Annotated in this window: 13 protein-coding genes; 7 read left to right on the forward strand and 6 right to left on the reverse strand. The window is 69.9% G+C overall.

Features of this window, described 5'->3' with window-relative positions; translation table 11 throughout:
* The first annotated feature begins 44 nt into the window (after positions 1 to 44).
* Positions 45 to 770 (forward strand): DnaJ family molecular chaperone, encoded by a 726-nt coding sequence (locus ABZT49_RS17050; protein ID WP_355287370.1) that lies wholly within the window; start codon positions 45 to 47, stop codon positions 768 to 770.
* A gap of 19 nt (positions 771 to 789) precedes the next feature.
* Positions 790 to 1,545: an N-acetylmuramoyl-L-alanine amidase gene (locus ABZT49_RS17055; protein ID WP_355287371.1), complete on the forward strand. Its 756-nt coding sequence runs from the start codon at positions 790 to 792 to the stop codon at positions 1,543 to 1,545.
* 7 nt (positions 1,546 to 1,552) lie between these two features.
* Here ABZT49_RS17055 and ABZT49_RS17060 read toward each other — a convergent pair whose 3' ends face one another.
* Positions 1,553 to 2,077: a CoA-binding protein gene (locus ABZT49_RS17060; protein ID WP_355287373.1), complete on the reverse strand. Its 525-nt coding sequence runs from the start codon at positions 2,075 to 2,077 to the stop codon at positions 1,553 to 1,555.
* Positions 2,074 to 2,856 (reverse strand): enoyl-CoA hydratase, encoded by a 783-nt coding sequence (locus tag ABZT49_RS17065; protein ID WP_355287375.1) that lies wholly within the window; start codon positions 2,854 to 2,856, stop codon positions 2,074 to 2,076. The genes ABZT49_RS17060 and ABZT49_RS17065 overlap by 4 nt, the downstream gene beginning before the upstream one ends.
* Before the next feature lie 96 nt (positions 2,857 to 2,952).
* Between ABZT49_RS17065 and ABZT49_RS17070 the strand changes: the two genes are divergently transcribed.
* The 3 genes from ABZT49_RS17070 (at position 2,953) to rpsI (ending at position 4,537) form a co-directional block, all read left to right on the forward strand.
* Complete coding sequence (locus ABZT49_RS17070) at positions 2,953 to 3,381, forward strand: PaaI family thioesterase (RefSeq protein WP_355287377.1); 429 nt, start codon at positions 2,953 to 2,955, stop codon at positions 3,379 to 3,381.
* A 201-nt stretch (positions 3,382 to 3,582) separates the two neighbouring features.
* Entirely contained in the window at positions 3,583 to 4,044 is a 462-nt protein-coding gene (gene rplM, locus ABZT49_RS17075) for a 50S ribosomal protein L13 (protein WP_093570598.1), read from the forward strand.
* Between the two features lies 1 nt (position 4,045).
* A complete protein-coding gene (gene rpsI / locus ABZT49_RS17080) occupies positions 4,046 to 4,537 on the forward strand; it encodes a 30S ribosomal protein S9 (RefSeq protein ID WP_093570597.1) in 492 nt (163 codons plus the stop codon).
* 70 nt (positions 4,538 to 4,607) lie between these two features.
* Here the strand turns inward: rpsI and ABZT49_RS17085 are convergent, their stop codons facing one another.
* Positions 4,608 to 5,135 (reverse strand): DUF5872 domain-containing protein, encoded by a 528-nt coding sequence (locus ABZT49_RS17085; RefSeq protein WP_355287380.1) that lies wholly within the window; start codon positions 5,133 to 5,135, stop codon positions 4,608 to 4,610.
* A 237-nt stretch (positions 5,136 to 5,372) separates the two neighbouring features.
* On the opposite strand from ABZT49_RS17085, the gene argC reads away from it, so the two are divergent.
* Positions 5,373 to 6,314, forward strand: coding sequence for an N-acetyl-gamma-glutamyl-phosphate reductase (gene argC / locus ABZT49_RS17090; RefSeq protein WP_355287382.1), 942 nt, complete (start codon positions 5,373 to 5,375; stop codon positions 6,312 to 6,314).
* 276 nt (positions 6,315 to 6,590) lie between these two features.
* Here the strand turns inward: argC and ABZT49_RS17095 are convergent, their stop codons facing one another.
* The 3 genes from ABZT49_RS17095 to ABZT49_RS17105 all read right to left on the reverse strand — a co-directional run bounded on the left by ABZT49_RS17095 (position 6,591) and on the right by ABZT49_RS17105 (position 9,371).
* Positions 6,591 to 7,295 carry a glutathione S-transferase N-terminal domain-containing protein gene (locus ABZT49_RS17095; RefSeq protein WP_355287384.1) on the reverse strand — a complete coding sequence of 235 codons (705 nt, stop codon included), beginning with the start codon at positions 7,293 to 7,295 and terminating at the stop codon, positions 6,591 to 6,593.
* 76 nt (positions 7,296 to 7,371) lie between these two features.
* Positions 7,372 to 8,256 carry an NAD(P)-dependent oxidoreductase gene (locus ABZT49_RS17100; RefSeq protein WP_355287385.1) on the reverse strand — a complete coding sequence of 295 codons (885 nt, stop codon included), beginning with the start codon at positions 8,254 to 8,256 and terminating at the stop codon, positions 7,372 to 7,374.
* Positions 8,257 to 8,285: 29 nt separating this feature from the next.
* A complete protein-coding gene (locus ABZT49_RS17105) occupies positions 8,286 to 9,371 on the reverse strand; it encodes an isocitrate/isopropylmalate dehydrogenase family protein (RefSeq protein ID WP_355287387.1) in 1,086 nt (361 codons plus the stop codon).
* A 128-nt stretch (positions 9,372 to 9,499) separates the two neighbouring features.
* On the opposite strand from ABZT49_RS17105, the gene ABZT49_RS17110 reads away from it, so the two are divergent.
* Positions 9,500 to 10,648: an epoxide hydrolase family protein gene (locus tag ABZT49_RS17110; RefSeq protein ID WP_355287389.1), complete on the forward strand. Its 1,149-nt coding sequence runs from the start codon at positions 9,500 to 9,502 to the stop codon at positions 10,646 to 10,648.
* Positions 10,649 to 10,935 lie beyond the last annotated feature (287 nt).

Consider the following 10,935-nt stretch of genomic DNA (forward strand, 5'->3'; position numbering starts at 1 on the left):
CCCGAAGCCCCCCTCCCCCGCCCGACCGGGACCGGGAGGCGCGCGTGAGCCAGGGCGTGTGGGGCAAGCTCGGCGGGGCGGGCATCGGGCTCGCCGCCGGCGGTCCGCTCGGCGCGCTGATCGGCGCGGTGGCAGGCCATTTCCTCCTCGACCGCGAGGGCTCGCTGTTCGGGCCGACCCCGCGGGAGGTGGTGTTCACCACCGGGCTCGTCGCGCTCGCCGCCAAGATGGCGAAGTCGGACGGGGTGGTGACGCCCTCCGAGGTCGCGGCCTTCGCCGACATCGTGCAGGTCCCCGAGGACGAGCGCGCCGGGATCGAGCGCCTGTTCGATCTCGCCAAGCGCACCACCAGCGGCTTCGAGGGCTATGCCCGCCAGGTCGCCGACACCTTTCACGATGACCCGGCCCTGCTCGAGGACGTGCTCGACGGCCTCTTTCACATCGCCAAGGCGGACGGCGCGGTCCACGAGAGCGAGGCGCGCTACCTCGCCGAGGTGGCGGCAATCTTCGGCTTCGACGAGGCGCGCTTCGCCGCCGTCACCGCCCGGCACCTGCGGCTCGCCGACGATCCCTACGAGGTGCTGGGCGCCGCCCGCACCCTCACCGATGCCGAGCTGAAGGCGCGCTACCGGGCGCTCGTCTCTGAGAACCATCCCGACCGGGCGATCGCCCGCGGCCTGCCGCCGGCCGCGGTCGCCATCGCGACGCGGCGGCTCGCCGCCATCAACGCCGCCTACGACCGCATCGCCGCCGAGCGGCACCTGAGCTGACACAGGGCTTTATCCCCCCATGAGCCTCACCCCCGACAGCCCGGTCGCCACCCAGGTGGTGCCCTCCCCCAACCACGACGAGAGGACCCTGCCCGTCGACGCCCTGATCCTGCACTATACCGGCATGGCGACCGCCTCCGAGGCGCTGTTGCGGCTGTGCAACCCGCTCTCCAAGGTCTCGGCGCATTACCTCGTCTTCGAGGAGGGCCGGGTCGTGCAGATGGTGCCGGAGGCGCGGCGCGCCTGGCAGGCCGGCGTGTCGGCCTGGGAGGGGGTGCGGGACATGAACTCGCGCTCGATCGGCATCGAGATCGCGCATCCGGGCCACGCCGCGGACGGCACCATCGCGCCCTATCCGGCGGCGCAGATGGCATCGGTCACGGCGCTCTGCCGCGACCTCCTCGGGCGCTGGCCGATCCGCGCCGACCGGGTGCTCGGCCATTCCGACATCGCGCCCGAGCGCAAGATCGACCCGGGCGAGAGCTTTCCCTGGGAGCGGCTTCACCGCGACGGGATCGGCCACTGGGTGCCGCCGGCCCCGATCCGCGACGGGCGCTTCTTCTCCGAGGGCGATGCCGGCCAGCCGATCGAGGCGCTGCAATCGATGTTCGCGCTCTACGGCTACGACGTGCCGGTGAGCGGCACCTTCGACGCCCGGACGAAGGACGTGGTCACGGCGTTCCAGCGCCACTTCCGCCCCGCCCGGGTCGACGGGGTGGCCGATGCCTCGACCATCACCACCCTGCGCGACCTGCTGGCGGCGAAGCCAGCGTAAGCCGACCTCACCTTTCCTCGATCGTCAGCTTCTGAAACCCCTTGGCGGCGAGCTTCGGCCGCTTGGCGCTGAGGATGCGGGAATTCACCCCCGTCCAGCCGATCTCGCCCGAGAGGCGGCCGTACTCGATCTTCGGGCAGCGGTTCATCACCACGGTGACGCCCCGCGCCTCGGCCCGGGCCGCGCCCGCGTCGTTGCGCACGCCGAGCTGCATCCAGATCACCTGCGGCAGCGGGTCGAGGGCGAGCGCCTCGTCGACGAGGGGACCGGCGGCCTCGGAATTCCGGAAGATCTCGACCATGTCGACGGGCTGGGCGAGGTCGGCAAGGCGCGCCACCACCGGCCGGCCGAGGATCTCGCCCCCGGCGAAGCCCGGATTGACTGGGATCACTTGGTAGCCGCGCTCCAGCAGGTACTTGGTGACGATCCAGCTCGGCCGGGCCGGGTTGGCGGAGGCGCCGACGAGCGCGATGCTGCGCACCCGCTGCAGGATTTTCCTCAAAGCCTCGTCGTCGTAGCGATCGTGATTCATCGGGCCGCTTTCTTGTCGAGGAAGGCCGCGATGCCGTCCTCCGCCGCGCGGGCGAGCATGTTCTCGGTCATCACCCGGCCGGCATGGGCGTAGGCCTCCGCCAGCGGCATCTCCAGCTGCTCGTAGAAGGCGCGCTTGCCGACCCGCACCGTGTAGGCGCTGCGCGCCGCGATGCCGCCGGCCAGTTCCTGCGCGGCGGCGAGCGCCGTGCCGGCCGGCACCACCCGGTTGACGAGGCCGAGCGCCCTCGCCTCCTCCGCCTCCGCCATCTCGGCGGTGAGCAGCATCGCCATCGCGGCCTTGCGCGACAGGTTGCGCGACAGGGCCACCATCGGGGTCGAGCAGAACAGGCCGATCTGCACGCCGGGCGTGGCGAAGCGCGCCTCCTCGCCGGCGACCGCGAGGTCGCAGGAGGCGACGAGCTGGCAGCCGGCGGCCGTGGCGATCCCCTCGATGGCGGCGATCACCGGCTGCGGCAAAGCGGGGATCGCCATCATCACCGACGAGCAGAGATCGAACAGCTCCTTGAAGCGCGCTGCGCCGCGGTCGGCTTCCGCCCGGTAGGCGGTCATCTCCTTGAGGTCGTGGCCGGCGCAGAAGGCGGGTCCTTCCGCGGCCAGCACCACGGCGCGTACGCTCTCGTCCGCGGCGAGCCGGGCGAACTCCTCGGAGAGGGCGCTCAGCATCGCGTGCGACAGGGCGTTGCGGGCCCGCGGCCGGTTGAGGGTCAGGGTCGCGACGCCGTCGCGGTCGGCGCGGAGGATCAGGGTCTCGGACATGCGGTCTCGGGTGCGGGCGAAACGGATGGGCTATTGTCCGGTGCCGGGCGCCGTGCTGCAAGATCGTGCATGACACCGAACGGACACGCCCCACGCATGCCTTCTCTGATGATGGACCGCGACGCGGTCGCGGCCTTCCTCAACGAGGTCTTTCCGCAGATCCATCACGGAGGCCCTGGCCCGGTGGTCGAGAGCGTTGGGCCCCTCACCGCCACGATGCGCCTGCCCTATCATGAGCGCCACCTGCGGCCCGGCGGCACCCTGTCGGGCCCCGCCATGATGGGGCTCGCGGATGTCGCGCTCTACGTCGCGATCCTGGCCCAGATCGGCCCGGTGGCGCTCGCCGTCACCACCAACCTGTCGTTCAACTTCATGCGCAAGCCGGCGAAAGGAGACCTCCTGGCGGAGGCCCGCCTGCTCAAGCTCGGGCGCTCGCTCGCCGTCGGCGAGGTGCTGATTCGCAGTGCCGGTGCGGACGATCTCGTCTGTCACGCCACCGGCACCTACGCGCTGCCGCCGCGCTGAATCGGACCAGCATTTAGCGGTATCATGATACCGTATCGTTGAACCTGCTCAAAAATCTCGGCTTTTTGCCTCCCTGGAATTTTCGCATCGCTTGACGCCGGCGCGATCCTCGATTACTGAGCCGGCCATCGCCGCTGCGCGCTCGTTTCCGACCGCGGCGGCGTCCTGTTTTTCGTCCAAGACTTCCGGGACCTATCCGCGATGAAGACCTTTTCGCTGAAGCCCGCCGACGTCGACAAGAAGTGGGTGATCATCGACGCGGAGGGCCTCGTGGTCGGCCGCCTGGCGTCGGTCATCGCGATGCGTCTGCGGGGCAAGCACAAGCCCCAGTACACGCCCCACGTCGATTGCGGCGATAACGTCATCGTCATCAATGCGGAGAAGGTGAAGTTCACCGGCCGCAAGTATAATCAGAAGGTGTACTACCACCACACTGGTTACCCGGGCGGCATCAAGGAGCGCTCGGCCAAGTTCATTCTCGAGGGCCGCTTCCCCGAGCGCGTCGTCGAGAAGGCCGTGGAGCGCATGCTGCCGCGCGGCCCGCTGTTCCGGCAGATCCTGGGCAACCTCCGGGTCTATAAGGGCAACGAGCATCCCCACACCGCCCAGCAGCCGGAGACGCTCGACGTCGCCGCTCTCAACCGCAAGAACGTGAGCGCGTAAGATGGCGACCCTTCAGTCCCTCGCCGACCTCGGCCAGGCCAGCAAGGCCCAGAACTCGTCGCAGGGCGAGAACGAGGCCCCGGTCCACGTCCAGAAGCTGGACTCCCTCGGCCGCGCCTATGCCACCGGCAAGCGCAAGGACGCGATCGCCCGCGTCTGGATCAAGCCCGGCGCCGGCAAGATCACGGTGAACGACCGCCCGGTCGACACCTACTTCGCCCGCCCGGTGCTGCGCATGATCCTGCAGCAGCCGCTCCAGATCGTGGACCGCGTCGACCAGTACGACATCGTCGTCACGGTCGCCGGCGGCGGCCTCTCCGGCCAGGCCGGCGCGGTGCGCCACGGCCTGTCCAAGGCCCTGACCTACTTCGAGCCCGAGCTGCGCTCCCCGCTGAAGCGCGAAGGCTTCCTGACCCGCGATCCCCGCGTGGTCGAGCGCAAGAAGTACGGCCGCAAGAAGGCCCGTCGCAGCTTCCAGTTCTCGAAGCGCTAAGGCGACCTTTCGGTCATTGCGACATGCAGAGGGCGGGCCCGCGAGGGCCCGCCCTTTCTTCGTGACACGCTCAGGCGTTCAGCGCCCGCTCCAGCTCACCCTTCGACATCGTCGAGCGGCCCGGGATGTTCTTCGCCCGCGCCTTCTGCATCAGCTCGGCCTTGGTCGGTCCGCCGTCCCGGCTCCCGGTCTTGCTGTGCGAAGCCTTGCGCGCCGCGGCCGCCTTCTTCGCCACGTCCTTCGGCTGCTTCGAGTGCTGCCGGCCCTTGGCGCTGTCGGCGCGCTTCTTGGCCGTCGAGCGCTTGTACTCGTCGTCGGAGAGTTTTTCGCGGGCCTTCTTCGGCAGGTAGCGCTCGCCGGTCTCGCCGCTCTTTTCGCCGGACTTGGTGCCCCACTCCTCCTCGGTCCATTGCTTGAGGTGGTTGTCGGACGACTTCTTGCCCTCGTAGCCGCCGCCCTCCTCCTTGTATTCCTGCACCGCCATCTGGGCCTTGCGGGCCGACCACTGGCCGGGCTTGCCGCCCTTCGCGGAGCGGGTGACGTCCTTCTTGACCTTCTCCCAGAGCTTCGGGTCGGTCTTCTTGGCGGTGCCGGCCATGGTGGGCTCCTGTTCTCGTCTGCCGTCGATCTGGCAGCACAACCGGGGCGCGCGGCCCGGGTTCCTCTGGGGCGCGGTCCCGTTGTGGACGGCTCATGCGACACGAGACCGTCGCACACGCCGTGGCACGCTCACGGCCCGCGGACCGTCATTGGCGATTGACTCGACGGTCCACCGCCCCCAACAACGCGCGCGTCGCCCGGCATCGACCGGTCCGCGCCACGGAGCCTCTCGCCCATGACCCGCAAGCACAGCCCGAGCGTCTTCATCGACGGCGAGGCCGGCACGACCGGTCTCGGCATCCGCGAGCGCCTGGACGCCTTCACCGACATCACCGTCCGGTCGATCCCGCATGAGAGCCGCAAGGACCCGGAAGCGAAGCGCAAGCTCCTGTCCGAGGTCGACCTCGTCATCCTCTGCCTGCCCGACGAGGCCTCCCGCGAGACGGCGGCGCTCGCCGATTCGCTGCCCGGCGGCGGCCCGCGGCTTCTCGATGCCAGCACCGCCTACCGGGTCGACCCGGCCTGGACCTACGGTTTCGCGGAGCTGGCGCCGGAGCAGGAGGCCGCCATCCGGGCCTCGCGCCGCGTCTCGAATCCGGGCTGCTACCCGACCGGCGGCATCGCGCTCCTGCGTCCGCTGATCGATGCCGGCCTGATCCCGGCCGATTTCCCGATCAGTATCAACGCGGTGTCGGGCTATAGCGGCGGCGGCCGCAAGATGATCGAATCTTACGAGGCCGGCGAGGCCCCGGCCTTCCAGCTCTACGGCCTGGGCTTCGGCCACAAGCACCTGCCCGAGACCCAGACGTACAGCGGCCTGACCCGCCGCCCGATCTTCGTGCCGTCGGTGGGCAACTTCCGTCAGGGCATGCTGGTATCGATCCCGCTCCATCTCGACCTGCTACCCGGGAAGCCTAGCCCGGGCGACCTCGAGGCCGCCCTCGTCGCCCGCTACGCCGGTGCCAAGCTCGTCACGGTCGTGACCGGAGCCGAGGAAGGCGCGCATCGCGAGCGCATCGAGCCCGAGGCGCTGAACGACACCGACCGGCTCGAACTCCGGGTGTTCGGCTCCGACAGCCACCGCCACGCGGTGCTGGTCGCCCGCCTCGACAATCTCGGCAAGGGTGCGTCGGGTGCCGCGGTGCAGAACCTGCGCCTGATGCTGGATCTGGATTGAGGATCCGGTCGTCGGGGGGGGGTTAAAAATCCCTCCGGCGCCCCTGATGCGTCAATTTGTTTACTTCAGCGAACTGACACCCTCTCAGTCATTCCGGGGCCGCGCAGCGGAGCCCGGAATCCAGAACCTCAGGTCGTTCAGGAAGAGGCGGACAGCGTGCCACCTTATTCTTTTCCCGCCTGAGCGTCTGGATCCCGGGCTCCGCTGCGCGGCCCCGGGATGACCCGGAGGGTTTCAGGACCGTCGGGCGCGCCGAATGGGCCCCAAACCCAAACCTTACCCCCGCGGCGGAATCTCCAGGCCCCGCTGCACCGCGGGCCGGGCCAGCCCTCGCTCCAGCCAGGCCGGGACGTGCGTGAGCGCATCGTACTCCACCAGCTCCCGCGCCTCGTAGAAGCCGATCAGGTTGCGCACCCAGCCGAGCATCGCGATGTCGGCGATGGTGTAATCGGCGCCCATGACCCAGTCGCGGCCGGAGAGCCGGGTCTCCAGCACCCCGAGCAGCCGCTTCGACTCGTCGCGGTAGCGGTTGAGCGGCCGCTTGTCCTCGATCTCGCGGCCGGCGAACTTGTGGAAGTAGCCGAGCTGGCCGAATATCGGCCCGACCGCCGCCATCTGGAAGAAGAGCCACTGCGCGGTCTCGTAGCGCCCGGCCAGATCGGCCGGGATCAGCCGCCCGGTCTTCTCGGCGAGGTACATCAGGATCGCGCCCGATTCGAACAAAGCCAGCGGCTTGCCCCCCGGCCCGTCCGGATCGAGGATCGCCGGGATCTTGCCGTTGGGGTTGAGCGACAGGAATTCGGGCGTCCAGGTCTCGTTCTTGCCGATGGCGACGGTGTGCGCCTCGTAGGGGAGACCGAGCTCCTCCAGGGCGATCGACACCTTCACGCCGTTCGGGGTCGGGAAGGAGTAGAGCTGGATCCGGTCCGGATGCCGGGCCGGCCAGCGGGCGGTGATCGGAAAGGCGGAGAGGTCGGGCATCGCGAGAAGCTCCCTTGGAAAACTCCTTTGGGCCTCGCGACGATACCCGCCCTCCCCTCCCGGGCAAGATGGGTCGTCAGCTCTTCGCGGCGAGGTGCTTGACCACCAGCGGCAGGTGGTCGTTCCCGTGCCCCGCCTCGACCAGGCCGTCGAGATCGGCCAGCACCCCGTCGGCGACGGCGTGCGCGGCGCCCAAGGTCTCTGCCATCGCCACGTAGTAGCTCAGGTCCTTGCGGGCATTGGCGATCGAGAACCGCATCGGCGAGGAATCGCCTTCGAGCAGGTAGGGCGACAGCCGGTCGAGGGCCGCGCCGTGACCGCCGCCCTTGCGCAGCACGTCGACCAGCACCTCGGGGGCGATGCCGGCCCGGCCGGCGCTGGCGGCGGCCTCGGCGATCAGCGTGACAGACCCGAGCGACACGTAATTGTGCAGGAGCTTCAGGGTGTGGCCGGCCCCGGCCTCAGACCCGGCATGGAAGATGTTTTCCGCGAAGGCCGAGAGCAGCGGCTGCATCGCCGAGAACAGGTCAGGCTCGGCCCCGACCAGGAGGTTGAGCCGGCCTTCCGCCGCCTCCTTCGGCGTGCGGGTCATCGGCGCGTCGAGGAAGCGACCGCCGGCCTCGCGCACCGCAGCGGCGACCCGCGCCGTCGAGGCCGGGACCGCGGTCGAGCAATCGATCACCACGGTGCCGGGCTTCAGGGCGGAGAGGAGCCCGTCGTCGCCGAGGAGCACGTCCTCGACCTGCGGCGTGCCGGTGACGCACAGGATCACCACCTCGCTCGCCCGCGCCAGCGAGGCCCGGTCGGCGTGGCGCGTCGCACCCAGGGCATCGAGGTCGTCCGTCGGCTGGTTGCCCGAATGGTCGAGGTAGCCCAGCGGCCAGCCCTTGCGCGCCACGTTGAGGGCAATGCCGTGCCCCATCAGCCCGACGCCGACGATGCCGATAGTCTGCTTGGTCATGATGTCCCTCTCCCAACGATCAAGAAAAATCAGGCGAGCGCCCGGCGCACAGCCTCGGTCACCTCGGTGCAGGTCGCGCTGCCGCCGAGGTCCTGCGGCACGGCTCGGCCCTCGGCGAGCACGGTCCCGACCGCCGCCTCGATCCGGTCCGCGGCCGCCGCGAGGCCCGCGTCGCCCTTCCGGTCGGAGAGCCAGCGCAGCATCATCACCCCCGACAGGATGGTGGCGATCGGGCTCGCGACGTTCTGCCCGGCGATGTCCGGCGCCGAGCCGTGGGCGCCCTGGAACAGGGCGTGACGATCGCCGATCTCGCCCGAGGGCGAGATGCCCATGCCGCCGACTGTGGCGGCGCCGAGATCCGAGATGATGTCGCCGAACATGTTCTCGGCCACGATCACGTCGTAGAAATCCGGCCGCTTGAGCATGTGCACGGTGATCGCGTCGGCATAGGCGTAGTCGATGGCGATGTCCGGATAGTCGCCGTGCACCTCGTCGCAGATCCGGCGGAAGAAGGCGTAGGCCCGCAGGATGTTGGCCTTGTCGCAGACCGTGACCCGGCGCTGCCCGTCCCGCTTCGCGCCGTTGCGCTTCGCCGCCAGATCGAAGGCGAATCGCGCCACCCGCTCGGTCCCCTTGCGCGTCACCACGAGGCTGTCCGTGGCGATCTCGTCGCGCAGGACCACCCCGGCGCCGCGGCTGGCATAGAGCCCCTCGGTGTTCTCGCGCACGATGACGTAGTCGATGCCCCCGTTCTCGAAGGCCCGCAACGGCGAGAGCACGCCGGGCAGGAGCTTGATCGGGCGCACGTTGGCGTAGAGATCGAGGCGGAAGCGCAGGCGCAGGTGGAGATCGTTGCCGACCTCCGTCCCGTCCGGATAGACCACGCCCGGCAGGCCGGCGGCCCCGTGCAGGATCGCGTCGGAGTCGCGGCAGCCCGCGAAAGTATCCTCCGGCAGGACCTCGCCGCTCTTCCGGTAATGCCCGGCACCGCCCTCCAGCATCTCGAAGGCGAGGGTGTCGGTTCCGCAGGCCTCCGCCAGCACCGCCATCGCCGCTTGCGTCACCTCGGGGCCGATGCCGTCGCCCTCGATCGTGGCGATGCGATACTGCGCCATTTCTCCGCTCCTCCCCTTGAGATCCGCCGGCAGCGCGGAACCTTTGCGGGGGCGCGTAGCATAGCGCCGCGGGCCGCGACATCCGGTCCGACGCAAGAATGCCGACGTAAGAATGGGAGGAACCGCCGATGACCGGAGAGCCGTTCACCTACCACGTGCCGGACGCCGCGCTCGCCGACCTGCGCGAGCGCCTCGCCCGCACCCGCCTGCCCGATCAGGCGCCGGAGGCGCCCTGGACCTACGGCACGGACGTCACCTACCTCGCCGACCTCGTCGCCTATTGGCGCGACCGGTTCGACTGGCGCGCCGAGGAAGCCGCGCTCAACGCCTTCCCGCAGGCCAGGCAAAAGGTCGGCGACATCGACATGCATTACCTGCACGTGCCGGGGCGGGGGCCGAATCCCCGTCCGCTCCTCCTCTGCCACGGCTGGCCCGGCTCGGTGTTCGAGTTCCTCGACCTGATCCCGCGCCTGACCGACCCGGCCCGCTTCGGTGGCCGGCCAGAGGACGCCTTCACGGTGGTGGCGCCGTCGCTGCCCGGCTACGGCTTGTCCTTCCGCCCCGGCCAGCCGCGCCTCGGCGTCGAGGAGATCGCCGACCATTTTTCGGAGTTGATGACGCGGCTCGGCTACGAGCGCTTCATGACGCAGGGCGGCGACTGGGGCGCTTTCATTACCACGCGGCTCGCCTGGCGCCACCCGCAGCGGGTCGAGGGCCTGCACCTCAACATGCTGCCGGTGCGCCGCGACCTCTCCGGCCGCGACGCCACGCCCGAGGAAGCGGCGCATTACGCGCGCGTCGGCACCTGGCTCAAGGAGGAGACCGGCTACCAGTGGATCCAGGGTACCAAGCCCCAGACCCTGGCCTTCGCGCTCACCGACTCCCCCGCCGGCCTCGCCGCCTGGATCGCGGAGAAATTCCGGTCCTGGTCTGACTGCGACGGCGCGATCGAGACCGCGATCCCCCGCGACCGGATGCTCGCCAACATCTCGCTCTACTGGTTCACCGGCGCCATCGGTTCGTCGTTCCACCCTTATTACTCGCGCATGCACCGGCCCTGGCCGGTCCCGGATGGGGAGAAGGTGACGGTGCCGACCGCCTACGCCGCCTTCCCGAAGGAGATGGTCCGCCCGCCCCGCTCATTGGCGGAAGCCACGATGTTCTCGGATCTCCGCCGCTGGACCGAGATGCCGCGCGGCGGCCACTTCGCGGCGCTAGAGCAGCCGGATCTCCTGGCCGAGGACGTGCGGGCCTTCGCGGCCTCGCTGCCGCGATAGGATCGTGCCGCTCGGGCTTGAACGCCGGGCCTATATACCCATCTAGGGTACACACCGGCCGCGGGGTCCGGGCAGCCCCTGCCCTCCCCCGTCGCCCCGATCGGATCCTTCCGGGTCCGGCCGAGTTGACAGGCGAGCCGGCTACCCTTAAACGACCGCTCACCGACGGGGCGCCGAGACGAACGGCCAGCCCCGCAGGACTTCCCGAGAGAGAGTGAAGCAAGGGCCAGGGCAACCCGGCGCTGCTTTCTGTTCTCTAAGGGTACGAGATCTGGCTCCGGCCCGAT

Source organism: Methylobacterium sp. EM32 (assembly GCF_040593685.1).
Classification (GTDB): Bacteria; Pseudomonadota; Alphaproteobacteria; order Rhizobiales; family Beijerinckiaceae; genus Methylobacterium.

Bases quoted from the DNA above. Each gene is read 5' to 3' on its own strand.
- ABZT49_RS17065 (WP_355287375.1), bottom strand. From the start codon at position 2,856: ATGTCCGAGACCCTGATCCTCCGCGCCGACCGCGACGGCGTCGCGACC.
- ABZT49_RS17095 (WP_355287384.1), bottom strand. From the start codon at position 7,295: ATGCCCGACCTCTCCGCCTTTCCGATCACCGCCCGCTGGCCGGCCCGG.
- ABZT49_RS17060 (WP_355287373.1), bottom strand. From the start codon at position 2,077: ATGAATCACGATCGCTACGACGACGAGGCTTTGAGGAAAATCCTGCAG.
- ABZT49_RS17110 (WP_355287389.1), top strand. From the start codon at position 9,500: ATGACCGGAGAGCCGTTCACCTACCACGTGCCGGACGCCGCGCTCGCC.
- ABZT49_RS17055 (WP_355287371.1), top strand. From the start codon at position 790: ATGAGCCTCACCCCCGACAGCCCGGTCGCCACCCAGGTGGTGCCCTCC.
- rpsI (WP_093570597.1), top strand. From the start codon at position 4,046: ATGGCGACCCTTCAGTCCCTCGCCGACCTCGGCCAGGCCAGCAAGGCC.
- ABZT49_RS17085 (WP_355287380.1), bottom strand. From the start codon at position 5,135: ATGGCCGGCACCGCCAAGAAGACCGACCCGAAGCTCTGGGAGAAGGTC.
- rplM (WP_093570598.1), top strand. From the start codon at position 3,583: ATGAAGACCTTTTCGCTGAAGCCCGCCGACGTCGACAAGAAGTGGGTG.
- ABZT49_RS17105 (WP_355287387.1), bottom strand. From the start codon at position 9,371: ATGGCGCAGTATCGCATCGCCACGATCGAGGGCGACGGCATCGGCCCC.
- argC (WP_355287382.1), top strand. From the start codon at position 5,373: ATGACCCGCAAGCACAGCCCGAGCGTCTTCATCGACGGCGAGGCCGGC.
- ABZT49_RS17100 (WP_355287385.1), bottom strand. From the start codon at position 8,256: ATGACCAAGCAGACTATCGGCATCGTCGGCGTCGGGCTGATGGGGCAC.
- ABZT49_RS17070 (WP_355287377.1), top strand. From the start codon at position 2,953: ATGCCTTCTCTGATGATGGACCGCGACGCGGTCGCGGCCTTCCTCAAC.